Raw genomic sequence first — 23968 nt, 5'->3', positions numbered from 1 at the left:
AGAACGCGAAAAAGAGTTGTGAGGTTTGCGTATGATAAAAAGAATAAAGCTTCGGACGCTGTTCATAGGGGGATGTATTACCCTCTTTTTTCTTGTTCTGGTCGGACGGGTTTTCTATATTCAGGTGCTTCAAGGGGATTTTTGGCAAAAAGAAGCCGCGAAGACTTGGGCGCACACAACAATTATCAAAGCCCAGCGCGGAGAAATTACAGATCGCAACGGAAGTGTTCTTGCCAGCGACGTGCCCGCTTATACAGTGGTCGTGGAGCCGAAAGTGATCCATGAACAGGGTATCCGGGACGAGGTGATCCAAGGACTGCATGAGATATTGAACAAGCCGGTTTCGGAACTCGAAGAACTGGTCGATTCGAAGGACAAGGACGGCAATTTAAATAAGAACCGCGAGGTGCGCAACGAGGGCTGGAAGGTCGATCAGGAAGTGGCTGACAAGATTACCGAGTTCGGGAAGAAGCTGGAGAAGGAGCATGATATCCGCGAAACCGGCATCGGCTTTGTCAAGGACCAGAAACGCTATTATCCCAAAAACTCACTGGCCGCTCATATTCTTGGATATACGGACCGTGACGGCAACGCCGTAGCCGGACTTGAATATTTCTACGACAAGCTGCTTAAGGGCACCAATGGCTCTCTTAACTATCAGAGCGACGGCAAGGGTGTTAAGCTGCCCGATGCGGCAGAGACGTATAAGCCGGTCGTCAACGGCGATAGCCTGAAGCTGACAATCGACAGTACGATCCAGTATTATATCGAAGATGCAATGAAAGAAGCCTACACGGAATACCAGCCGAAGAGCATGACAGTGATAGCGGCTGATCCCAATACGATGGAAATTCTGGGAATGGCCAATCTGCCGACCTTCAATCCCAATGAATACTGGGCGACTAAGAACCAGGGGGATTTCTACAACCATGCGATCAAGTCCATCTACGAACCGGGTTCGACATTTAAAATTGTGACGCTGGCGGGCACGGTGCAGGAGAAGCTGTTCGATCCGAACGCAAAGTTTCAGTCGGGCTACATCATGATCGGAAGACGGCGTCTTAATGATATGCGTGGAGGTTGGGGGAGAATTACCTATCTGGATGGCGTGAAGCATTCCAGTAACGTGGGTTTTGTCAAGCTGGGCTATGAGATGCTGGGAAAAGATAGACTGAAACAATACATTGAAAATTTCGGCTTCGACCAAAAGACGGGAATTGATCTTCCCGGAGAAGCCAAGGGAGTGCTCACGCCGCAGTATGACGTGGAATACGCGACACTTGCCTACGGTCACGGGAAGGTTCAGGTTACGCCGATCCAGCAGCTGGCCGCGGTGTCGGCGGTCGCCAACGGCGGCAAGCTGATGAAGCCATATGTGGTTAAGGAAATCAATGATCCGAATACCGGCAAGGCCACTGTCACAAAGCCGGAGGTGGTACGCCAGGTGATCTCGGCGGAGAGCGCCAAGCAAACTAGCATTTATCTGGAGCAGGTTGTCGCAGACCAGAAGATTGGCACCGGCCGGCATGCTTATATCGAAGGGTATCGGGTTGCCGGCAAAACCGGTACGGCGGTTAAGGTGGTCAACGGGGAGTATGACTACACCAAGAATGTGGTTTCTTTTATCGGCTACGCCCCGGTTAACGATCCGAAGATTGCAGTGATTGTCATCGTCGACGACCCCAAGACGGAACTCGGTGGCGGCGGGGTGGCGGCTCCGATATTCAAAAAGATCGTTTCCCAGTCTTTGGAGTATATGGGTGTCCCCAAAGTGTACGCGAATGACAAGAACGGAAAAAAATCCGGGGATGATGCGGTGGCGGCTCGCACTGCTCCGAACATGGTCGGCCAGACGATGAAATCCGCGAGAGAACAACTCCTTGACCAGGGCTTTGATTTCGAGAGTGTCGGAGGCGGTCCGGCAGTGGTCAGTCAGTATCCGTCCCCGGGTACGGCGCTGTCCTCCGGTCAGAAGGTATACCTGCTGAGCGAACAGGGCGATAAACCGACTATTCCCGATCTGCGCGGCGAATCGCTGCGTGACGCGCTTGAAGTACTCAGCCTGCTGAAGGTAGGCATCCAGGTCAGCGGAGAAGGGTATGTCACGGTACAGAAGGAATCCGTGAATAACGGAAAAACGCAAGTTGCGCTGACCCTTATGCCTAACAAGCAAGATGCAAAAGACACCGAAGCAGCCTCGGGGGAAGCGACCGGTCCGAATGCCGAATCGGCTTCCGAACCAAAACCGGATATAAACTCTAAGCAGAATGCCGCATCCTCGAACTAGGCTTGTTCTAAGCCCTGTTTGTCCTGAATAGTCATGAAGAAAGAGTGCATGTCTATGCTTTGGAAGGCGGGGATGACGGAATGAAAGTTTCGAAAGTTGTTTCGCGGCGGCGTATGCTATGGACTCTGCTGGGGCTTGCCGTGTTATTCATAGCTCTGGTCTTGCGTCTTGCCTATGTGCAGCTGTCCAAGGGAGAAGAACTGTCGGCCAAGGCGGAGAATTCGTGGCGCCGTAACATTCCGTTCACGGCCAAACGCGGTGAAATTCTGGACCGCGAAGGGACTGCGCTGGCCTATAACATCAGTTCGCCGACCGTGTATGCCATTCCGGTTCAGGTCAAGGACAAAGAGGGGACGGCGGTGAAGCTGGCTCCGCTTCTGGGAATGACGCAGGAGAAGCTGGTAACCTTGTTATCAAAACATGAATCCACGGTGAGACTGCAGCCCGGCGGACGCAAAATTACGATGGAGCTTGCCGGGAACATTCGTGATTTGCAGCTGCCGGGCATCGTTGTGGCTGAGGACAGCAAGCGGTTTTACCCGTATGGAGATTTGGCGGCGCATATACTTGGCTTCACAGGCATAGACAATCAGGGGATTACCGGGATCGAAAATGTCTATGACAAGCTGCTGAGAGGCATCGGAGGGAATATTTCGTATTTGTCCGATGCAGGGGGTCGGCTGATGCCTGGATCTTCGGAGAGATACGCTCAGCCCCAGGATGGCCTGAACCTGGAACTGACCATCGACAAGCAGATTCAGTCCATTATGGAACGTGAGCTGGATCAGGCCATGGTCAAATATCAGGCCAACGCAAGCTGGGCGATTGCAATGAATCCGAAGAACGGGGAGATTCTGGCGATGGCCAGCCGTCCCGGCTATGAGCCGGGCCAGTATAAGGAGTATGACTCCGCGATCTATAACCGGAATCTGCCGATTTGGATGACCTACGAACCTGGTTCGACATTCAAGATCATTACGCTGGCGGCGGCGCTGAACGAGAACAAGGTGGATTTGCAGCATGACCACTTTTACGATCCCGGCTATATTGAAGTGGGCGGGGCCAAGCTCCGCTGCTGGAAAAAAGGCGGCCATGGCAGCGAGACATTCCTGCAGGTGGTGGAGAATTCCTGCAATCCCGGCTTCGTTGTTCTGGGACAGCGGCTCGGTAAAGACTCGCTGTTCCAATATATCCGCAACTTTGGCTTTGGCAGTAAAACGGGAATCGATCTGAACGGCGAGGAGAACGGTATCCTGTTCAAGCCGTCGCGGGTAGGGCCGGTGGAACTGGCGACTACAGCCTTCGGCCAAGGGGTATCTGTGACGCCGATTCAGCAGATTGCGGCGGTGTCGGCGGCGGTCAACGGCGGCAAGCTCTATAAGCCGCATGTCGCCAAAGCGTGGATCAATCCGGATACCGGGCAGACCGTATCCAAAGTGGAGCCGGAGATGGTTCGTCAGGTCATCTCGGAGGAAACATCGAAGAAGGTGCGCGAAGCGCTGGAGAGCGTCGTCGCCAAAGGAACGGGCCGGCCGGCATTTATTGACGGCTACCGGGTCGGCGGCAAGACGGGTACTGCTCAAAAAGTCATTAACGGACGCTATTCCGCGTCGGAGCATATCGTTTCTTTTGTCGGCTTCGCGCCTGCGGATGATCCGCAAATTGTCGTTTACACCGCTGTGGACAATCCGCAAGGCATCCAGTTCGGGGGCGTTGTGGCTGCGCCGATCGTGCAGAATATTCTGGAAGATTCCCTGCACTATTTGAAGGTTCCTCAGCGTAAGGACCAGCTTGCCAAAGTCTACAAACCCGGGGAGACGCCCATTGACGTCGTTCCGGATTTGGTCGGCGCCACGGTTCAGGATATTTTCGAGGATATGAATATGAACTTCAATCTTGTCCGTTCCGGCACCGGAGACATGGTCATCAATCAGGCGCCCAAGGCGGGAACAAGAGTGGAACGGGGATCCACGATCCGGATTTATATGGGTTCTTCCAGTCCATAATGATAAAGAGAGATTATTCGATACAATAGAGCGAGGGATTGAAAATGAAACTTGAAGAATTATCATCTTGTCTGGCAGCTGCGCGTTTGTATGGAAATGGCGGGATAGAGATTACCGATTTGCAGGCGGATTCCCGCCGCGTAAAGCCGGGGGATCTGTTCATCTGCCTGCCCGGATTTACCGTGGATGGACATGATTTTGCCCCACAAGCCGCATCAAGCGGGGCGTCTGCGCTTGTAGTCGAGCGAAAACTTGAAATCGATCTGCCGCAGATTCTGGTCGATGACAGCCGGTTTGCAATGTCCGTTCTGTCGAATGCATTTTTCAAGTCGCCCAGCAGCCGGATGAAGATGATCGGCGTTACCGGGACGAACGGCAAGACGACGACAACGTATCTGATCGAACGCATCATGGAGGACCATGATGTAAAGACGGGACTGATCGGAACGATACAAATGCGTTACGGCGGGGTTAGCTATCCTATGCCCCGGACGACGCCGGAGTCACTTGAGCTTCAACGTTCTTTGAACGATATGGCTTCCAAAGGCGTGCAGTGCTGCGTGATGGAGGTTTCCTCGCATGCGCTCGAACAGGGGCGGGTAAAAGGAACGGATTTCCGTACGGCCATTTTCACCAATCTGACACAGGATCATTTGGATTATCATCATACGATGGAAGAGTACCGCGCGGCGAAGGGACTGTTTTTCTCCAGACTTGGAAATGTGATTTCTCCATGGAAAGAAGAACGGAAATACGCTGTGCTGAACGCGGACGACGCGGCAAGCTCCTATTTTGCGGCTCAGACGGCGGCGGAAGTCATTACATATGGCATTGACAACGAGGCCAACGTCCGAGCATCGCAAATCTCTATCACGGCCAAAGGAACCTCGTTTCACGTAGACACCTTTAAGGGTGAAGCTGATATTTCGCTCAAGATGGTAGGTAAATTCAATGTGTACAATGCGCTTGCCGCCATAACCGCCGCTCTGCTTGAGGAAGTTCCACTCGCGGATATCAAGGCAAGCCTTGAAGCGGTGCCGGGTGTAAGCGGGCGTGTCGAGTCAGTTGACGAAGGCCAGCCGTACGCGGTCGTTGTGGACTATGCGCATACTCCGGACGGACTGGAAAATGTGCTTCGCACGGTCCGGGAGTTCGCAGAGGGCAAAGTTCTGACCGTCTTTGGCTGCGGCGGCGACCGCGACCGGACGAAGCGGCCGCTGATGGGCAAGATCTCAGCCAGGTACAGTGACCTTATATTGGTTACTTCCGACAACCCGCGTACTGAAGATCCGGCAGCGATTCTAAAGGATATTGAGGCCGGCTTGATTGAAGACAGCGTGGACCGCAGCCGGTATGAGCTGATTGTCGACCGGCGCGAAGCCATCGTGAAAGCTATTGATATGGCAAGCCCCGGCGATGTAGTATTGATTGCGGGGAAAGGTCATGAGACCTACCAACTCATTGGCGGCGCCGTTCTCGATTTCGATGACCGCATCGTCGCCCAAGAAGCCATAAGGGGTCGAAGCCATTGATTACAAGAACACTGCAAAGCATAGCCGACATGTGCGGGGGCGAGCTGTCCCCGGGCAGCGCCTCCGGTACAGAAATTACGGGTGTCGTCACTGACTCCCGAAAAATTACTCCCGGCTGCCTGTTTGTACCGCTGGTTGGCGACAGCTTTGACGGACATGATTATAGTATACTTGCGCTGGAAGCCGGCGCTGCTGCTACGCTGTGGACGCGGGATAAAGGCGCCGCTCCGCAGGGAAATGCGGTTTTGGTAGATGACACGCTGGCCGCGCTTCAGCGTCTGGCATCCGCCTATCTTCAGGAAGTGGCTCCGCGCGTAGTCGCCGTCACCGGCAGCAACGGAAAGACGACGACCAAGGATATCATTACCGCCCTGCTTGAGACGCGGTTCAAGGTGCACAAGACGCAGGGGAATTTTAATAATCATATCGGCTTGCCGCTCACTGTTCTGTCCATGTCGCCGGATACGGATATCGCTGTACTGGAAATGGGCATGAGCTCGCGCGGAGAAATATCGCTGCTCTCGTCCTTGGCACAGCCGGATACGGCCGTTATTACCAATGTGGGAGAATCGCATCTTCTCCAGCTTGGCTCGCGCAAGGAAATCGCACGGGCGAAGCTGGAAATCACCGAGGGGCTTAAACCGGGCGGCCTGCTGATCTATAACGGCGACGAACCGCTGCTTGCCGAGGTGATGGGCGAGCCGGGATTCACGGCGCCGGAGGGCCTCCGGACGTTCCGCTTCGGGCTTGAGCCCGGGAATGATGATTATCCGACAGGAATCATGACGCATCAAGGCGGAACAACGTTCACTTCAAGCCGCCACGGCGAGCAAGCTTTTACGCTTCCGCTGCCCGGTATGCATAATGTCGTGAACAGCCTGGCCGCGCTGGCGGTGGCCAGCCATTACGGAGTGAACGAGGCAGAGCTGGCAGACGGACTTAGCAGACTCAAGCTGACCGGAATGCGGATTGAGATCATGCGGACGTCCTCCGGTCTTACGCTGCTGAACGACGCCTATAATGCCAGCCCTACGTCAATGAAGGCTGCGATCGATGTGCTTGAGTCCATGAAGGGCGCAGGCTCCAAAATTGCGGTGTTAGGGGACATGCTTGAGCTTGGGCCGGACGAAGCCGCCTTCCATGAAGAAATTGGGTCTTATCTGGACCCGGAGAAAGTTGACTTTGTCTTTGCGTACGGTCCGCTGTCCGCATATTTGGCGAAGGCCGCTGCACATCGGTTCGGTCCTGACCGGGTATATGCTTTTACAGACAAGTCTGCGCTGACCGATCTGCTCATCAAGAAGACCGAAAAGAAAGATATCGTTCTGTTCAAGGCGTCCAGAGGTATGAGGCTGGAAGAATCGCTTCAGCGTCTGTATGACCATTTTAATCAAAGTTAAAGATTTGGAGAGGGTGAACCCGTGGATTATCAACTGCTGCTTCTGACTATCGCTGTATCTTTTATCCTTGCGGTCATTGCCGCTCCGCTGCTTATTCCGCTGCTGCGCAGAATGAAATTCGGACAGCAGGTTCGCGACGACGGACCGCAAAGCCATCTTAAAAAAGCGGGAACACCCACTATGGGCGGCGTCGTCATCATCCTGGCGTTTACATTGTCCTACCTGAAATTTTCCGTCGTGAATACGGACTTTTATGTTCTGCTGGTAGCTACGCTCGGGTATGGCTTAATCGGCTTTTTGGATGATTATATCAAAATCGTGTTTAAACGCTCGCTCGGCCTGACGCCCCGTCAGAAGCTGCTGGGTCAGCTGATTGTCGGCGCGGCCATGTGCGGGCTGCTTATTTCCGCGGGACACAGCACAGCCATTAGCATTCCCGGAACCGCCGTCAGCTTCGACTGGACCGGCTGGTTCTATTATCCTTTCATCGTGATCATGATGATGGCGATTACCAATGCGGTCAATTTCACAGATGGCGTGGACGGTCTGCTGTCCGGGACAGCCGCAATCGCGCTGGCCGCTTATGCGGTGGTGGCGATGCAGGCGACTTCGATTGCGGCCGGCGTGTGCGCTGCGGCGATGATCGGCGCAGTGCTCGGATTTCTCGTCTTCAACGCCCACCCCGCCAAAGTGTTTATGGGCGACACCGGATCACTCGGCATCGGCGGTGCTATTGGGGCAATCGCCATTGTCACGAAGAGCGAGCTGCTGTTTGTCGTTATCGGCGGCGTCTTTGTTATTGAGATGCTGTCCGTCGTTTTGCAGGTCGCGTCATTCAAGACACGCGGCAAGCGTATTTTCAGAATGAGCCCGATTCACCATCACTTCGAGCTTGGCGGCTGGTCGGAATGGCGGGTCGTCATTACCTTCTGGGCGGTAAGCATCATCTTGGCTGGCCTGGGACTTTATATCAGCAAGGGGTTGTAGATAATGAAACATCCGGATATGTACCGCGATGAAGAGATCGTCGTTCTAGGACTTGCGAAGAGCGGAGTGCAGGTGGCCAAGGTGCTGCATGAGCACGGCGCCGTCGTCACGGTTAATGACAAAAAAGAGAGAGAACAATGTCCCGAAGCTTCCGAACTGGAATCTTTGGGAATTTCTGTTCTATGTGGAGGTCATCCGGACGGACTTGTCCACGAAGGCGTAAAGCTCGTCGTTAAAAATCCCGGAATCCCGTACAGTGTTCCGCCGGTTCAGAAAGCGCTGGAGCTGGGCATCGAGGTGGTGACTGAGGTTGAGGTTGCCTATCATCTGTGCGAGGCGCCGATCATCGGTATTACGGGCTCCAACGGCAAGACGACCACAACGACCTGGGCAGGAAAAATGCTGGAGGCCGCCGGTATGAATCCGATCGTGGCCGGAAATATCGGCACTCCGCTCACTCAGGCGGCGCAGGAAGCATCCGCGGATAACTGGATGGTAGTGGAGCTGAGCAGCTTTCAGCTAAAAGGGACGGAAGACTTCCGGCCCAAAGTAGGCTGTCTGCTGAATGTGGCCGAGACCCATCTTGACTACCACGGCGATATGCGCGACTACGTGGATTCCAAAGCCAAGCTTTTCTCCAATCAGGGTGTGAGCGATACGGCTGTGCTTAACTGGGACGATCCGTACTGCAGAGGACTCGTCCCTGGTATCAAGGCGGGAATCCTGCCGTTTTCGATGAGTGAAGAACTGGTGCAAGGAGTATTTGTCCGTCCCTCTTTCGTGCCGGATATCGAGGATGACCTGAAACGCGTTATTGTCTATCGCGACTATACAGAGAGTGAGACCGTGATCGCGGAGGTGGCTTCCATCGGTCTTCCCGGACGCTTTAATGTGGAGAACGCGCTGGCCGCCTGCGCCGTCGCCATTGCCGCCGGAGCGGACCCTGCCGGACTCGCCGAAACACTGGCTTCTTTCCGCGGTGTGGAGCACCGGCTGGAATATGTCGCAGAAAAGAACGGCGCGGCTTATTACAACAACTCCAAAGCGACGAACTCCAAGGCAACGTCGATGGCGCTTGCCTCGTTCCGCCAGCCGATCGTGCTGATCGCCGGAGGGCTTGACCGAGGATCCGATTACATGGAACTGGTCCCGGTCCTTCAAGGACGCGTCAAAGCGCTGGTGGCGCTTGGACAGACGAAGGACAAGCTCGCGCATGTTGCGAAGCTCGCCGGATTAAAGACGGTTATCACTGTCGATAATGGAGACAGCGCCGCCTCGGTGCTTCAGAAGGCCGTGCAGGAAGCTGCCGCACTCGCCGAAGAAGGGGATGTTGTTCTGCTGTCCCCCGCTTGTGCCAGTTGGGACATGTTCACATCCTATGAAGTGCGCGGGCGTATTTTTAAAGAGGCGGTGCATAATCTGTAAGTAGGGAGGAATTGGATAAGCCTCCACTACGATGCAAGAGGTGTGCTCCCCATGAACAAGACTCGTCCTGCGCCGGATATCTGGCTGCTTATTCCGATTCTGGCGCTCCTGGCCATAGGCATGATTATGGTGTACAGTGCGGGCTCTGTGCTGGGCTTTCGCAATTATGGCGATTCTTTTTATTTTGTCAAAAGACAGCTGCTGTTTGCCGGGCTGGGTCTAGCCGCCATGTTCTTAACGGCCAACTTGGAATACCGGGTTTTGAAGAAGCTGTCCAAACCGGTGCTTATCGTCTGCTTCATCCTGCTTGTGATGGTATTGATTCCGGGAATCGGCGTTGTGCGCGGCGGCGCGCGCAGCTGGCTCGGCATCAGTTCCTTCGGCATCCAGCCCTCCGAGTTCATGAAGATGGGGATGATCCTCTTTCTGGCGAACTGGCTGAGCCGCGAGGATTATGACATCTCTTCATTCACGCGCGGGCTTCTACCGCCGCTGGCCCTGATCGGGACAGCCTTCGGACTGATCATGCTTCAGCCCGATCTCGGCACGGGGACGGTGATGATGGGGGCGGCCCTTATGATGATCTTTACCGCCGGGGCGAGAATGAGCCATTTGCTGGGCCTTGGCGCGGCGGGAGCCGCCGGATTCGCAGCGCTGGTCGCAGCCGCCCCTTACCGGCTTCAGCGGATTACCGCATTTCTCGACCCCTGGTCGGACCCGCTTGGCAAGGGCTATCAGATCATCCAGTCGCTGTATGCGATCGGCCCAGGCGGACTTGGGGGGCTTGGGCTCGGCATGAGCCGGCAGAAATACAGCTATGTGCCCGAGCCGCAGACGGACTTTATCTTTTCCATACTGGCTGAAGAACTGGGCTTTATCGGCGGACTTGCGGTATTGATCTTATTCCTTATCCTGATCTGGCGGGGAATGAGAGTGGCGATGAGCCTGCCGGACCGATTCGGCAGCTATCTGGCTGTAGGCATCGTCTGCATGGTGGCGGTGCAGGTCGTCATTAATATCGGCGTGGTCATCGGCATGATGCCGGTTACGGGCATTACGCTGCCGCTGATCAGCTACGGCGGATCTTCGCTGACGCTGATGCTTACGGCGCTCGGCATTTTACTTAATCTATCCCGTTATGCGAGGTGAAGGCAATGCGTATCGTATTAAGCGGCGGCGGCACGGGAGGACATATTTATCCCGCCGTCGCCGTGGCAAGGCAACTGGAGGGAGAGGATGAGTCTTCCGCTTTTTTATATATTGGCGGGACGCGCGGGCTTGAAAGCAAGCTGGTTCCCCAGGAGAATCTTCCGTTTCGCTCGATCGATATTACCGGCTTCCGGCGAAAGCTGTCGCTGGACAATGTGAAGACGGTGATGCGTTTCCTGAAGGGCGTGAGAGAGTCCAGACGGATGCTGAAGGAATTTAAGCCCGATGTCGTCGTCGGAACCGGCGGATATGTCTGCGGCCCGGTCGTATATGCGGCCTCAAGGCTAGGCATTCCTACCCTTATTCACGAGCAGAACGCGATTCCGGGCTTGACCAACCGCTTTTTAAGCCGGTACGCGAGTACGGTGGCGGTCAGCTTCGAGGGGACCGAATCGGCTTTTCCCGGAAGCAAGCGCGTCATCTACACCGGTAACCCGCGCGCGACAACGGTAAGCAAGGCGAATCCGAAGCGGGGTTACGCAACCCTGGGCATACCCGAAGGCAGCACGGTTGTGCTGGTGGTCGGCGGCAGCCGGGGGGCAAAAGCGATCAATGAAGCAATGATCGAAATGGCCTCGCTTGCCGTAAAGGAATCCCAAGTTCATTACGTGTATGTCACGGGTGAGCCCTATTACGAGGAGACGCGTAAAAGCCTGCGGCAGAAGCTTGGAAGTCTTCCAAGCTGGCTTCATGTGCTTCCCTATATTCATAATATGCCGGAAGTGCTTGCGTGCACTTCCCTGATTGTGAACCGTGCGGGCGCTTCTTTTATCGCCGAAATTACGGCGCTGGGCATTCCTTCCGTTCTTATTCCGTCTCCCAACGTCACGAACAACCATCAGGAAGCGAATGCGCGGCAGTTGGAACGCGCGGGAGCGGCCATCGTGATCCTGGAGAGGGATTTATCCGGACAGTCGCTCTACAAGGCGGTCCGCTCCATCACGGACGACCCGGCCGTCCGGAAGCAAATGTCCGCGGCTTCACTGGCGCTGGGCAAGCGCGATTCCGCGGCTCTTGTCGTTCAGGAGCTTCGCCGGCTTGCCGGTTCGCGCCGCAAGTGAATCGGCCTCGGCAGGTACGGTCCTGTAATAGCAGCCTATCCTTCGTTTCCTGGCTCCCTCCTGTCACACACCCGAGGAGATCTACATACGATATCCTATAAAACGTGACAATCACCTAAGGCTGCTTTCCGAAAGAGGGCGGACGGTGCGGCTCTTGAAGAGAGAGAATCTTGCGACTGCCCGAAGTTTCCGAATAGCGGCTGCCCTTGCCGGCTTAAGCGTGCTTTTAACCTAAGCGCCGGCGGCGCCTAGCGGGGGGTGAGCGGTAATCTCGGAGGTGATACATTGGACAAATTGGTGATTGAGGGTGGAATTCCCCTGTCAGGCACCATACGTATCCATGGAGCAAAAAACGCGGCGCTGCCCATACTGGCGGCGAGCCTGCTGGCCGAAGGCGTTCACTCGCTGCATAATGTGCCAAAGCTGCTGGACATCGAAACGATGCTTGCGATTATGGAGCGGCTCGGCTGCACGGCCGGACATGAAGGGGATACGGTAACGGTGGATACATCGTCTGCCTGTTCATCCCATGTTCCGGAAGATTTGATGAAGCAAATGAGATCATCCATCTTCCTGATGGGACCGCTGCTGGCAAGGTTCGGCGAAGTAACGATCTATCAGCCGGGAGGATGTGCAATCGGCGAACGCAAGATCGATATGCATCTGCGAGGATTGCAGTCTCTAGGGGCGGAGATCGAGGAAGCGAGCGGGAAAATCTCCTGCCGGGCGGACCGGCTTAAGGGCTGCGACATTCACCTGGACTATCCGAGCGTAGGCGCGACGGAGAACATTATGATGGCCGCCGCGACCGCAGAGGGAACCACGACGATTTCCGGAGCGGCCCGTGAGCCGGAGATACAGGATCTGCAGAACTTCTTGAACCATATGGGGGCCTCGATTATCGGAGCGGGCACCGATACGATTACAATACAGGGCGTACAAAAGCTGCGATCCTGCAGCTATGAAGTTATTCCTGACCGAATTGTCGCGGGAACGGTCATGATCGCCGCGGCGGCCACCCGGGGAGATGTCACGCTTACGCACACCAACGCGGGTCATCTGAATTCGCTGATTCATGTCCTGAAGCGCGCCGGTGTTCAAATTACAGTGTGCAATGATATAATCAGTATTAGTTGTATGGGACGCCCCCGGTCGGTAGAACGCATTGTGACTTCGCCCTATCCGTCTTTTCCGACGGATCTTCAGTCCCAGATCATGGTGCTGCTGGCACTGGCGGACGGTTTCAGCATCATCAAGGAGACTGTGTTTGAAGGCAGATTCAAGCATGTTGAGGAAATGGTGCGGATGGGCGCCGATATTTCGACCGATTTGAACCGTGCATTTATCCGCGGCGTTAAGCGGCTCTATGGCGCCACAGTAGAAGCGACCGATCTGCGGGCCGGGGCGGCGCTTGTCATTGCGGGGCTGGCCGCTCAAGGCACTACCGTCGTTGAGCAGGCTCATCATATTGACAGAGGCTACGACGGCATTGAACTGCTGTTTCAGAAACTCGGCGCCCGGATCAGCCGCAAGACACGTGTGCCGGGGCCGATTGATCTGGCAAATTAAACTCCCCTGTCTCCTCCAAGCCTAAACGTATGGGGGAGGCAGGGCCTTACTACGGAGAATAAAGAATGTCAAATACCCGACTGCCTGTCCTGCAAGAGGACAAGCCCAAGAAAAAAAGAAGCCGTAAGGTTACGGCGATCCTGCTGCTGCTGTTTATCGCGCTGCTTGGCGTTATTTTTTTCCGTTCGCCGGCCAGCCGAATTACGGAGATTGATTTCCAAGGCAGCAAATACTCTACCCCGGAAGAGCTGCTTCGGCAAAGCGGCCTTAAGAAGGGCGGGCAGTTTTTTGCCGTATCAAAAGGTGAAGTGGAGAAATCGCTGCTTGAGCTGAATACGGTACAGCAGGTGACGGTGGACAAGCATTTCCCCGGCGTCGTTTCCGTACAGATTAAGGAGTTTCCGGCTGTTGCCTACGAGATTGATCCAAGCGGGAGTCTGAAAGCAATCCTCTCCAGCGGCGCGTCGGTTTCCATCGATGAGAGCGGGATTGCCGTAGAGAAGCCTATTCTTACGGGCTGGAAGGCTTCCGATCCTTATAAGACTAGGCTGTGCGGAGCGCTGGCGGAAATACCGAACGAGCTAACCAGCGATATATCCGAGATCGTTCCTTCGCCTACGCTCTCTTTTCCGGACCGGATCAAGCTGTATACCCGTTCGCACTTTGAAGTGACTACGGCCGTCTCTCTGCTGAAAGACAAGGTGGAGTACTTGAATCAGGTCATCGAAACGAAAGAGCCGGGCATGATTACCATGCTTGAAGCGGATTCCTATGTGCCCTTTGCCGGCAGTGAGGTACAAGAAGACGCCAAAGAATAAATAGCCCCTACTCATAGGGGATAAAAAATGCTACAATCGGTTTTATGGGCAATAAATTTTCATCCCTCTTTTTTCTTCGGATTTTTTAAATTTAAGCAAACTTTTCAATATCCTGCTCTTGCTCATATTTCCAAGTGAGGGAACTTCCTTCCCGCTCAAAAAATTTGGAGAAAAAAGAGGGAAAGGAATGGGCATGTGGAATAAGGTAGATAGACGTTTCCGTCCCTATATTGGCGATGGAATACCATTACGATTAATCAGGAGGTGCCATAGGGCTTGAGCAACAATGACATCATTGTTAGTTTGGACATCGGTACATCCAAAGTTCGGGCAATTATAGGGGAAGTTACCAATGGAACCTTGAATATTATCGGTGTCGGATCTGCCGACTCGGAGGGTATACGCAAGGGTGCGATTGTAGATATCGACCAGACAGTCCAGTCCATCAAGAGCGCTGTTGAACACGCTGAACAGATGGTGGGCATTCAAATATCCGAAGTGTATGTCGGCATTTCCGGCAATCATATCGGTCTGCAATCCAGCCACGGCGTAGTAGCCGTCCAGAACGAAGATCGCGAGATCGGCGAAGAGGATATCCTGCGCGTTCTCAAAGCTGCGGAAGTCATTGCACTGCCGCCGGAGCGTGAGGTGATCGATGTCGTCGCCAAGCAATATATCGTCGACGGTCTTGAAGGCATTCAGGACCCGCGCGGAATGATAGGCGTTCGCCTCGAAGTGGAGGCCACCATCGTTACTGGAGCTAAGACGCCAATACATAACCTGCTGCGCTGTGTGGAGAAATCAGGACTGAAAGTTAAGGACCTTGTGCTGATGTCTCTCGGAGCCGGCGGGTTAGCGCTTTCCAAGGACGAGAAGTCCAGGGGAGCGGTGCTGGTGGATATCGGAGCCGGCGCAACGACGATAGCCGTATATGAAGAAGGTTCCCTAATTGCAACCTCAACTATACCGATCGGCGGAGAATTTGTAACGAATGATATCGCCTACGGACTGCGCACGCTGACCGACCAGGCGGAGAAAGTCAAGCTCAAATACGGATGTGCCTGGATTGACGACGCAGCCTCCGAAGTGGTCTTCAAGGTGCTGAGAATCGGCAGCAACGTGGAGAAGGAATTTAACCAGGAGGATCTGACGGCGATCATCGAGCCGCGCGTCCAAGAGATTTTCCACCTGATTCGTCAGGAAGTGAAGAGACTAGGTTACAGCGACCTCCCGGGAGGTTATATACTAACGGGCGGAACTGTATCGATGCCGGGCGTGTTAAAAGCTGCTCAAGCGGAATTGTCCGCATCTGTCCGGATCGCCGTTCCCGACTACATTGGGGTAAGAGATCCCGGATTTACCAGCGGCGTCGGCATATTACACCATGTCGTCCGCAGCTTTCGGGGACGCGGCAGCGGCGCGGTTGCGAGCGCGAACAAGAAGTCGGTGGGCCGCAGCAAACCAAACGCCGCACCAAGCCAGGAGGCCGCTCAGAAGCAGGGATTTGTGGAGCGTCTAAAAAATATTTTCAGCGATTTTATATAGTGAACGTCCAGATACACTTGGACCGGCCATCCAAGCACATTGAGGGGGAGAGGGAACAATATGTTGGAATTTGATTTTGAAATGGAGAGCCTGGCGCAAATTAAGGTCATCGGCGTTGGCGGCGGCGGCAGCAATGCAGTCAACCGGATGATTGAAAATGGCGTTCAGGGCGTAGAGTTCATCACGGTTAATACGGACGCCCAGGCGCTGCATATGGCCAAATCGGAACATAAATTGCAAATCGGGGACAAACTGACCCGCGGTTTGGGAGCAGGCGCCAATCCGGAGGTCGGGAAGAAAGCGGCCGAAGAATCCCGCGATCTGATTTCGAATACTTTAAAGGGAGCCGACATGGTGTTCGTTACCGCAGGCATGGGTGGTGGAACCGGCACAGGAGCTGCGCCGGTGATTGCCGAAATCGCCAAGGAATGCGGAGCGCTCACGGTTGGCGTAGTTACCCGTCCTTTTACATTTGAAGGCCGCAAGCGGTCCACGCAGGCTGAGCTTGGCATCGAGGCGCTCAAGGAAAAAGTCGATACACTTATCGTCATTCCCAATGACCGTCTTCTCGAAATCGTTGATAAGAAGACTCCGATGCTGGAGGCGTTCCGCGAAGCGGATAACGTGCTGAGACAGGCGGTACAGGGTATATCCGACCTAATCGCCGTTCCCGGTCTGATCAACCTTGACTTTGCCGATGTGAAGACGATCATGACGGAACGCGGCTCGGCGTTGATGGGCATCGGAATCGCAACCGGCGAGAATCGTGCTTCCGAAGCGGCGCGCAAGGCGATTATGAGCCCGCTGCTTGAGACTTCGATTGAAGGCGCGCGCGGTGTCATTATGAACATTACCGGCGGCTCCAATCTGTCGCTGTATGAAGTCAACGAGGCGGCGGAAATCGTCACCTCTGCTTCCGACCCTGAAGTCAACATGATCTTTGGTGCGATTATCGAAGAGAGCATGAAGGATGAGATCAAGGTAACGGTTATCGCTACCGGCTTCGAAACCAAGGCTGCTCCTACCGCACCGGGACGCCGTCCGGCTTCGAATCAGAACGAGCCCGCAGCGGACAAGGCGAATAATCTTCGTCCGTTCGGCAACCAAATGAGCTCTGATCAGTTGGATATTCCGACCTTCCTGCGCAACCGTTCACGGGGCAATAACGACTGATCATACAGGTGAGCAAGTCTTTCCCTCGGAGAGAAGAATAACCGGGTTTCTTGGCCATAAGGCGAAGGAACCCGGTTTTTTTACGTATTACAAACCCAAGGAAGCCGCCCTGAGAAGGAGCAGCTTCTTTTTTACGTTCAGAAGGGTACTGCAAGTACTGATAATCGGCTTCTGAGCATAAGCTGTTCTTGACGGATACAAGAAATCTCGACAAAAAAAGCCCGCTAACGCCCCCCAGGTTTAGACAGACTTTGGACTTGAGACTTTCTATACTATTCCTATCGCAGCAAAAAGACCCGAAGCCAAGCATTCTTGTTGCCGTCAATATGCAGCCTTAAGCAGGTGAGTGAATGGTAGTTTATATCGACTTGATCTTTGCCGCCAATCTGCTGATCGACGCGGCGCTGCTCTGGCTGACCGGCTGGATGATCAAGGTGAGGATCAAGTGGTGGCGGCTGTGGTTATCCGCTCTCGTTGGTGCGCTCTATGTCGTCATGATGTTTGTGCCGGAGCTTTCCTTCATGTATACCTTTTTAATTAAGTTCGGCTTGTCGGTCGTTATGCTCTGGGTCGCTTTCGGTTATCCCAGCCTGCAGGGCTTCTTTCGGAGTATGGGAGCCTTTTATATGATCAACTTTGCAGCGGCGGGCGGCATTCTTGGCGTCCATTATCTGCTCCAAAGCTCTGGTGATATCTGGAACGGAATCTTGTATACGGCGACGGGAGGATATGCCTACCGGCTAAAAATCGGGTTTTGGTTTGTGTTGTTGATCCTGCTGCTGGTGCTGTGCTGTTACAAAGCCGTTCATTCCTCTCGCGCGCGAAGAGAGAAGCTTGAAGCTTATATCGGCATGGTGCAGGTGGAAATCGACGGCGTGACGGTCACCTGCTCCGGACTGCTCGATACCGGCAACAGGCTGTACGATCCTTTGACAAAAACCCCCGTTATGGTGATGGAGGCATCGCTGTGGGAGGAGTATTTGCCGAAGGAATGGAAAGGACGTCTATCTCAGGAGGGGGCGGATCAACTGCTTTTAGAGACGGACGGGCAGTCCTTTATATGGCAGGACCGGCTAAGACTCGTGCCCTACCGTGGAGTGAATAGGGGAGCGTCGTTTATGCTCGCGCTAAAGCCCGACCATGTTGCCGTAACGCTCGGCGGAGAGACTGCCCTGCACCGCAAGGTGCTGATTGGCCTTGACGGCGGCACGCTGTCCGGAGACGGAGCCTACCGGGCGATCATCCATCCTGATCTGACACAGGGAGAAGCTGCCGCTGAGCCGGGAGGAGTGGCTTGATGGGACTGAAAGTCATAGAAAGCGAAGCCCGAATTTCATACCGGAAATACCGGCCTGCGCAAACGGGCGGGAGAGCGTGTACGGCAGCTTCCTGGCGCGCACTTCTGGAAGGAGGAACAACGATGATCAAATGGAAACTGACGCTGCAGCTCCAATATTACCGGGTGCTGTTTCTGCTGGGGCTGAAAAGCCAGGAAATTTACTACATCGGAGGCAGCGAGGCGCTTCCCCCGCCGCTGACGCGGGAGGAAGAGGATTATCTGCTTCAGCGGCTCCCTTCGGGTGACGCGGCCGTACGCGCAATGCTGATCGAGCGCAATCTGCGCCTTGTCGTGTACATAGCGCGCAAATTCGAAAATACCGGCATTAATATCGAGGACCTGGTATCCATCGGCGCGATTGGTTTAATCAAGGCGGTCAACACGTTCGATCCCGAGAAAAAAATTAAGCTGGCCACGTATGCGTCTCGCTGCATCGAGAATGAAATCCTCATGTATCTGCGCCGCAACAACAAAACGCGCAGCGAGGTATCCTTCGATGAGCCGCTTAATATCGACTGGGACGGCAATGAGCTGCTGCTGTCGGACGTGCTGGGCACGGAGAATGATACCATCTACCGGAACATCGAGGAGCAGGTGGACCGCAAGCTGCTGCAGAAGGCGCTGGAGAAGCTGAGCGAGCGGGAGCGGCTCATTATGGAGCTGCGGTTCGGGCTGCGCGGCGGCGAGGAGAAGACGCAGAAGGACGTCGCCGATCTGCTCGGCATCTCCCAATCCTATATTTCCCGTCTGGAAAAAAGAATAATCAAACGGCTGCGAAAAGAGTTCAATAAAATGGTCTAGCCTGCCCTGGAGGGAACCTTACGGGAGGAATTTACCAAGGAATAAAATGGCCGACCGGGGAGATAATGTACAGTAATGTTTCTCCTTGGGAGGTTAATCATCATGACCCGAAATAAAGTCGAGATATGCGGTGTGGATACCGCCAAGCTGCCCGTTCTGACGAACGCGGAGATGCGGGAGCTGTTCACTTCGCTGCAGCAGCACGGCGAAAAATCCGCCAGAGAGAAATTGGTAAACGGCAATCTGAGACTGGTCCTGAGCGTGATTCAGCGGTTCAACAACCGCGGGGAATTCGTGGACGATTTGTTTCAGGTGGGCTGTATCGGGCTGATGAAAGCCATCGATAACTTCGATCTGTCGCAGAACGTTAAATTTTCCACCTATGCGGTGCCGATGATTATCGGCGAAATCCGCCGCTACTTGCGGGACAACAATCCGATACGCGTCTCACGCTCTCTTAGAGACATCGCCTACAAGGCGCTGCAGGTGCGCGACAGCCTGACGAACCAGAACTCGCGGGAGCCTACGATTTTCGAGATTTCCGAGGCGCTGGGTGTACCGAAAGAGGATGTCGTATTTGCTCTCGACGCCATTCAAGACCCTGTATCCTTGTTCGAGCCGATCTATCATGATGGCGGCGATCCGATTTACGTCATGGACCAGATCAGCGACGACAAGAACAAGGACGTCTCCTGGATTGAGGAAATTGCGCTGCGGGAGGCGATGCAGAGGCTGGGACAGCGGGAAAAACGCATCCTGTCGATGCGGTTTTTCGAGGGCAAGACGCAAATGGAGGTCGCCGATGAAATCGGCATTTCCCAGGCGCAGGTCTCCCGGCTTGAGAAGTCGGCCATCCAGCAGATGCAAAAGCATGTGAAGTCATAACCCAAATAAGGACAACCAATCCCACCCGAGGGTCCGGCCTGACGGTGGGCTATTTTTTTGACAATCATGAATAAAAAGCATTTGACCAAGCCGCTGCTACATATACTTAAAGTATACGTTTGAACTAACAGAGGTGGCGGACATGAATCAGGAAACTCTGGCTTCGGGCAAAAAAATGAAAATTTCCGATTTTCAGGCTAAAGACGTTATCAATATTATCGATGGCAGGCGCCTTGGACAAATCAGCGATCTGGAGCTGGATCTGCGGCGAGGAGTCATTGACGCTATTATCGTTCCGGGGTATACGAGGTTTTTGGGATTGTTCGGCGGGGGCGCCGATCTCGTCATTCCGTGGCGGAACATTGTGAAGATCGGTTCGGATGTCGTGCTCGTCAAAATGGAGGAGCCCCGCCCTTCACAGGAAGCAGAAGAACGGGAGATGCTGGTAATCCAGCGGGAAGAACGGAATGAACGGCGCGCGTATTGAACGCTGCGCTGTCTTTTTGCGAAACAGGAATCGAATGTGCATACCCAAACCGGATACATCCGGGCTTTACATGAATCATGTCCTAATATGCTTGAAAGACAAGGTTCCACTTTGTGGGGTTGTCATATGGTACACTTAAAGACGGGGTGAGAGAATGGAACCTTTTGTACAAAATAGCGGCAGTCCGGCATTATTCAGCCTGAAACCGTGGACTGACCGTTTTTCGGAAATAACAGCCGGATTTACCGGACGGACAGGGGGAGCTGGGAGCTCGCCTTATGAGAGCCTGAACTGCGCTCTTCATGTGGGAGACATTCCGGAGGATGTCATCAAGAACCGTAAGACAATCGCTGAAATCCTCGGTTTTACGCTCGAAGACTGGACATGCGGGGAACAGGTGCATGGTGCGGAAATCGCTGTTGTAACGGCAGACGATAAAGGGCGCGGCAGCCTTGACCGGACTTCGGCGTTTGCGGATACGGACGGACTGCTGACCGATGTGCCCGGCGTGCTGCTGACTTCTTTTTATGCGGATTGTGTGCCCCTCTTTTTCTTTGACCCGGTGTCAGGCGCCGTCGGATTAGCCCACGCAGGCTGGAAAGGGACAGTGGCGGAAATCGCCTTGGCCATGGTTCTGAGAATGGAAACGGTCTACGGCAGCCGAAAGGAAAATATCCGGGCCGCTATCGGACCGAGCATCGGCGGCTGCTGTTATGAGGTTGACGATTTCGTAATGAACCGCGTCCGAGGGTTGGAGGATAGCCTGGTTCAGGAGCAGGAATCCGCAGAGGGTCTATATCGCCCGTCGACCGCGCATTATGGCAAAATGATGCTCAACTTGAAAGAATTGAACCGACGCATTATGATAAAAGCAGGAATATTGCCGACTCATATCGAATGTACAACTTGGTGTACAAGCTGTAATCATGATTTGTTTTTCTCATACCGTAAGGAAAACGGTGTTACGGGAAGAATGGCGAGCTGGATCGGAATAAAGGAGAGTTGACCGTTGTCCTCGACATTGCAGGAAAGAATAGCCGAAGTCAGCCGGCGGATTGAGCGCGCGTGCGTAAGAAGCGGACGGGACAGCCGTGATGTCAATATCATCGCTGTGACGAAATATGTATCGCTGGAAGCGACATCCGCCGTGCTGGCTTCCGGTCTTGTAAATATTGGCGAGAACCGCTGGCAGGTTGCGGAGAGCAAGTGGAAAGCGCTGGGACATCAGGGGAAATGGCATTTTATCGGGCATTTGCAGACCAATAAGGTGAAGGATGTTATCGGCAAATTTCAATATATTCATTCACTGGACCGGATGTCGCTGGCCAAGGAATTGCAGCGCAAGGCGGAAGCGGAAGGGCTCGATGTGAACGTTTTTCTTCAGGTGAACGTCTCCGGAGAAGAATCGAAATACGGCCTGAGTCCGGACAAGGTTCCCGATTTTTTGCAGGAGATCTTGGGTCTTAACCGCGTCAAAATCATCGGACTGATGACAATGGCGCCGCATGAGGAAGATCCGGAGCTTACGCGTCCGGTATTTCGCGGCCTTCGTGAATTGCGGGACAAGCTTAACGGTATGGGGCTGACTCCGGAGCCGATGACAGAGCTGTCGATGGGCATGTCGAATGACTTTGAAGTTGCGATTGAAGAAGGGGCCACCTGGGTTCGCCTAGGTACGGTATTGGTAGGCCATGAGGAGGGATCGTAATGGGCGTCATGAACCGGTTTATGAGCTTTTTGGGTTTACAGGAAGAAGAGGAGATCGTTGAACGTGAACCGCTTAACCAGCATGATGAGGAAGATTATGCACCGAGTCCTGTAGATACGCGCAAAAACCAGCGGGTAGGGAACGTTGTCAGCATCCATTCGCAAAAAAATGTAAAGGTTGTGCTGTACGAGCCGCGGTCATATGATGAAGCTCAGGAAATCGCCGACCATATTCGCTCGCACCGTACCGTCGTCGTCAATCTGCAGCGGGTCCGCAATGATCAGGCGATGCGAATTATCGATTTTTTAAGCGGAACGGTGTATGCTTTGAGCGGCGGAATTTCCAAAGTCGGGGGGAATATCTTCCTCTGCTCGCCGGATACCGTTGAAATACAAGGCTCCATTTCAGAAATACTTGCAGACGATCAAGACTATAACAGAATGAGGTGAACGGGCTTTGTCCCAAATCAATTCCATTATTGAAATCCTATTCAACATCTATTTCTACATGATTCTTTTCTACGTGCTGATGTCCTGGCTTCCCAATGTCCGTGACAACTTTATCGGTGAGTTGCTCGGAAAGCTGGTTGAGCCTTATTTGACGCCATTCCGCAAGATTATTCCGCCCTTGTTCGGAACGATCGACTTTTCGCCGATCGTAGCGCTGCTCGTGCTTGAGCTTGCAGCGAACGGATTGCGGTCCGTACTGATTTATCTGATAGGATAAGGGATGAAGAACGAAATTTACGGTCATTTTCATCCTGATGAGCGGCAGTTTGTGGATCAGGCCTATGAGTGGGTGGAGAATGCGGCCCGTTATCATGAACTGAAGCTGACGGATTTCCTCGATCCGCGGCAGGGGTACATCCTGCATTCTTTGGTGAACCGTCATCCCGATGTGAAGGTCAGATGGGAAGGCGGACATGAAGAAGCGGAGCGGCGGAGAGCGCTGATCGCTCCCGACTACCGTGATTTGGAAGCCGAAGATATGGCGCTGAATGTGCTGAGCATAACACCGGCGGAGCAGAAACTTTCGGAACTGGAGCATGGAGATTATATGGGTTCCCTGCTCGGTCTGGGAGTCAAGCGTAGCAAAATCGGCGATATCCACGTCCTTGAGAACGGCTGCCATGCCGTAGTGACATCGGATATCGCCGATTATTTAGCACTGCATATGAGCAGCGTAGGCCGCGCTTCAGTCAGCGTGGAAGTGCTGCCGGTTTCGGAACTTCGCAGCTCCGAAGTTAGGCTGGATCCCATGGAGATTACCGTGTCCTCCCTGCGTCTGGACGGAATCGCTGCGGATGTGTGCCGGCTAAGCCGAAGCAAAATTCTTGTTCCTGTCAAAGCCGGCCGCGTCCGGGTGAACTGGAAGGTGGAGGAGGACCCTTCTTCCCATCTAAAAGAAGGCGATGTGGTCTCCATTCAAGGCTTTGGACGGTTTAAAGTGCTGGAGATTGGCGGACTGACAAAAAAAGGCCGATACCGGGTTCGAATCGGCAAATTTGTATAATTTTCTTGCAGGAGTTTCGGTACGCTTGTCGAAATTGATTAACTCATGAGGGCAGCTAACATTTGTGGAGCTGGACGCCGATAATTGTAGAAGAGGCGAGTTCTAAGGCAGTCACGGGAAGAATGGGTCGATCGCCCTTTCCTAACTTGTTTTTCTGACTTTCTTCTTCGTCCGCGGAGATGAACGGACGTTTGGGCGAGGCCCGAAATTTCTAGGAGGTGCAC

General features: G+C 54.0%; 21 protein-coding genes. All 21 read left to right on the top strand.

All coding sequences use genetic code 11. The features are described 5' to 3' along the window. Window positions 1-31 precede the first annotated feature (31 nt). The 21 genes from KP014_RS24015 to KP014_RS23915 all read left to right on the top strand — a co-directional run bounded on the left by KP014_RS24015 (window position 32) and on the right by KP014_RS23915 (window position 23744). Window positions 32-2287, top strand: coding sequence for a penicillin-binding transpeptidase domain-containing protein (locus KP014_RS24015; protein WP_090834343.1), 2256 nt, complete (start codon window positions 32-34; stop codon window positions 2285-2287). Between the two features lie 80 nt (window positions 2288-2367). Continuing rightward, on the top strand, window positions 2368-4293 hold the full coding sequence (locus KP014_RS24010; protein WP_090834342.1) for a stage V sporulation protein D: 1926 nt from the start codon (window positions 2368-2370) through the stop codon (window positions 4291-4293). A 44-nt stretch (window positions 4294-4337) separates the two neighbouring features. After that, window positions 4338-5825, top strand: a complete 1488-nt coding sequence (locus KP014_RS24005) for a UDP-N-acetylmuramoyl-L-alanyl-D-glutamate--2,6-diaminopimelate ligase (protein WP_036605369.1) — start codon at window positions 4338-4340, stop codon at window positions 5823-5825. Continuing rightward, window positions 5822-7225 (top strand): UDP-N-acetylmuramoyl-tripeptide--D-alanyl-D-alanine ligase, encoded by a 1404-nt coding sequence (locus KP014_RS24000; RefSeq protein ID WP_036605370.1) that lies wholly within the window; start codon window positions 5822-5824, stop codon window positions 7223-7225. Before KP014_RS24005 ends, KP014_RS24000 begins: the two co-directional genes overlap by 4 nt. A gap of 21 nt (window positions 7226-7246) precedes the next feature. After that, window positions 7247-8212 (top strand): phospho-N-acetylmuramoyl-pentapeptide-transferase, encoded by a 966-nt coding sequence (gene mraY, locus KP014_RS23995; RefSeq protein ID WP_090834341.1) that lies wholly within the window; start codon window positions 7247-7249, stop codon window positions 8210-8212. A 3-nt stretch (window positions 8213-8215) separates the two neighbouring features. Continuing rightward, window positions 8216-9637 (top strand): UDP-N-acetylmuramoyl-L-alanine--D-glutamate ligase, encoded by a 1422-nt coding sequence (gene murD, locus KP014_RS23990; RefSeq protein ID WP_036595264.1) that lies wholly within the window; start codon window positions 8216-8218, stop codon window positions 9635-9637. Window positions 9638-9688: 51 nt separating this feature from the next. Further along, a complete protein-coding gene (gene spoVE, locus KP014_RS23985; RefSeq protein ID WP_090834340.1) occupies window positions 9689-10786 on the top strand; it encodes a stage V sporulation protein E in 1098 nt (365 codons plus the stop codon). 5 nt (window positions 10787-10791) lie between these two features. Continuing rightward, window positions 10792-11907 carry an undecaprenyldiphospho-muramoylpentapeptide beta-N-acetylglucosaminyltransferase gene (gene murG / locus KP014_RS23980; RefSeq protein ID WP_036598763.1) on the top strand — a complete coding sequence of 372 codons (1116 nt, stop codon included), beginning with the start codon at window positions 10792-10794 and terminating at the stop codon, window positions 11905-11907. Between the two features lie 285 nt (window positions 11908-12192). Continuing rightward, the gene (gene murA, locus KP014_RS23975; RefSeq protein WP_090834339.1) at window positions 12193-13476 is read left to right on the top strand and encodes a UDP-N-acetylglucosamine 1-carboxyvinyltransferase; all 1284 of its coding nucleotides are present in this window, start codon (window positions 12193-12195) and stop codon (window positions 13474-13476) included. 65 nt (window positions 13477-13541) lie between these two features. Further along, window positions 13542-14294, top strand: a complete 753-nt coding sequence (locus KP014_RS23970) for a cell division protein FtsQ/DivIB (protein WP_036598768.1) — start codon at window positions 13542-13544, stop codon at window positions 14292-14294. A 276-nt stretch (window positions 14295-14570) separates the two neighbouring features. Next, window positions 14571-15839: a cell division protein FtsA gene (ftsA, locus tag KP014_RS23965; RefSeq protein WP_036598770.1), complete on the top strand. Its 1269-nt coding sequence runs from the start codon at window positions 14571-14573 to the stop codon at window positions 15837-15839. A gap of 60 nt (window positions 15840-15899) precedes the next feature. Then, on the top strand, window positions 15900-17012 hold the full coding sequence (gene ftsZ / locus KP014_RS23960) for a cell division protein FtsZ (RefSeq protein ID WP_036598772.1): 1113 nt from the start codon (window positions 15900-15902) through the stop codon (window positions 17010-17012). Between the two features lie 350 nt (window positions 17013-17362). Continuing rightward, window positions 17363-18310 (top strand): sigma-E processing peptidase SpoIIGA, encoded by a 948-nt coding sequence (spoIIGA, locus tag KP014_RS23955; protein WP_036598775.1) that lies wholly within the window; start codon window positions 17363-17365, stop codon window positions 18308-18310. 122 nt (window positions 18311-18432) lie between these two features. After that, window positions 18433-19152: an RNA polymerase sporulation sigma factor SigE gene (sigE, locus tag KP014_RS23950; RefSeq protein ID WP_025701506.1), complete on the top strand. Its 720-nt coding sequence runs from the start codon at window positions 18433-18435 to the stop codon at window positions 19150-19152. A 102-nt stretch (window positions 19153-19254) separates the two neighbouring features. Continuing rightward, a complete protein-coding gene (gene sigG / locus KP014_RS23945; protein ID WP_036598778.1) occupies window positions 19255-20037 on the top strand; it encodes an RNA polymerase sporulation sigma factor SigG in 783 nt (260 codons plus the stop codon). A 142-nt stretch (window positions 20038-20179) separates the two neighbouring features. Next, on the top strand, window positions 20180-20524 hold the full coding sequence (locus KP014_RS23940) for a YlmC/YmxH family sporulation protein (RefSeq protein WP_036598780.1): 345 nt from the start codon (window positions 20180-20182) through the stop codon (window positions 20522-20524). A 154-nt stretch (window positions 20525-20678) separates the two neighbouring features. Beyond that, window positions 20679-21530 carry a peptidoglycan editing factor PgeF gene (gene pgeF, locus KP014_RS23935; protein WP_036598784.1) on the top strand — a complete coding sequence of 284 codons (852 nt, stop codon included), beginning with the start codon at window positions 20679-20681 and terminating at the stop codon, window positions 21528-21530. Between the two features lie 3 nt (window positions 21531-21533). After that, window positions 21534-22232, top strand: a complete 699-nt coding sequence (locus KP014_RS23930; protein ID WP_036598787.1) for a YggS family pyridoxal phosphate-dependent enzyme — start codon at window positions 21534-21536, stop codon at window positions 22230-22232. Beyond that, window positions 22232-22681, top strand: a complete 450-nt coding sequence (locus KP014_RS23925) for a cell division protein SepF (protein ID WP_036598789.1) — start codon at window positions 22232-22234, stop codon at window positions 22679-22681. Before KP014_RS23930 ends, KP014_RS23925 begins: the two co-directional genes overlap by 1 nt. Window positions 22682-22688: 7 nt before the next feature. Next, on the top strand, window positions 22689-22958 hold the full coding sequence (locus KP014_RS23920; protein WP_036598791.1) for a YggT family protein: 270 nt from the start codon (window positions 22689-22691) through the stop codon (window positions 22956-22958). 3 nt (window positions 22959-22961) lie between these two features. Continuing rightward, the gene (locus KP014_RS23915) at window positions 22962-23744 is read left to right on the top strand and encodes a YlmH family RNA-binding protein (RefSeq protein ID WP_036598792.1); all 783 of its coding nucleotides are present in this window, start codon (window positions 22962-22964) and stop codon (window positions 23742-23744) included. Window positions 23745-23968 lie beyond the last annotated feature (224 nt).

Origin of the sequence: Paenibacillus sophorae (assembly GCF_018966525.1) — a bacterium.
Lineage (GTDB): Bacteria > Bacillota > Bacilli > Paenibacillales > Paenibacillaceae > Paenibacillus_AQ > Paenibacillus_AQ sophorae.
The sequence above is the reverse complement of the archived record's forward strand: the minus strand, read 5'-3'. Positions and strand labels throughout refer to the sequence as shown.

What these genes read in the sequence shown, in the direction of transcription:
- murD (WP_036595264.1), top strand. Translation starts at nt 8,216, where the DNA reads ATGAAACATCCGGATATGTACCGCGATGAAGAGATCGTCGTTCTAGGA.
- ftsZ (WP_036598772.1), top strand. Translation starts at nt 15,900, where the DNA reads ATGTTGGAATTTGATTTTGAAATGGAGAGCCTGGCGCAAATTAAGGTC.
- sigE (WP_025701506.1), top strand. Translation starts at nt 18,433, where the DNA reads ATGATCAAATGGAAACTGACGCTGCAGCTCCAATATTACCGGGTGCTG.
- pgeF (WP_036598784.1), top strand. Translation starts at nt 20,679, where the DNA reads ATGGAACCTTTTGTACAAAATAGCGGCAGTCCGGCATTATTCAGCCTG.
- murG (WP_036598763.1), top strand. Translation starts at nt 10,792, where the DNA reads ATGCGTATCGTATTAAGCGGCGGCGGCACGGGAGGACATATTTATCCC.
- KP014_RS23940 (WP_036598780.1), top strand. Translation starts at nt 20,180, where the DNA reads ATGAATCAGGAAACTCTGGCTTCGGGCAAAAAAATGAAAATTTCCGAT.
- KP014_RS24010 (WP_090834342.1), top strand. Translation starts at nt 2,368, where the DNA reads ATGAAAGTTTCGAAAGTTGTTTCGCGGCGGCGTATGCTATGGACTCTG.
- spoIIGA (WP_036598775.1), top strand. Translation starts at nt 17,363, where the DNA reads ATGGTAGTTTATATCGACTTGATCTTTGCCGCCAATCTGCTGATCGAC.
- KP014_RS23970 (WP_036598768.1), top strand. Translation starts at nt 13,542, where the DNA reads ATGTCAAATACCCGACTGCCTGTCCTGCAAGAGGACAAGCCCAAGAAA.
- KP014_RS24015 (WP_090834343.1), top strand. Translation starts at nt 32, where the DNA reads ATGATAAAAAGAATAAAGCTTCGGACGCTGTTCATAGGGGGATGTATT.
- KP014_RS24005 (WP_036605369.1), top strand. Translation starts at nt 4,338, where the DNA reads ATGAAACTTGAAGAATTATCATCTTGTCTGGCAGCTGCGCGTTTGTAT.
- spoVE (WP_090834340.1), top strand. Translation starts at nt 9,689, where the DNA reads ATGAACAAGACTCGTCCTGCGCCGGATATCTGGCTGCTTATTCCGATT.
- KP014_RS23925 (WP_036598789.1), top strand. Translation starts at nt 22,232, where the DNA reads ATGGGCGTCATGAACCGGTTTATGAGCTTTTTGGGTTTACAGGAAGAA.
- sigG (WP_036598778.1), top strand. Translation starts at nt 19,255, where the DNA reads ATGACCCGAAATAAAGTCGAGATATGCGGTGTGGATACCGCCAAGCTG.
- KP014_RS23915 (WP_036598792.1), top strand. Translation starts at nt 22,962, where the DNA reads ATGAAGAACGAAATTTACGGTCATTTTCATCCTGATGAGCGGCAGTTT.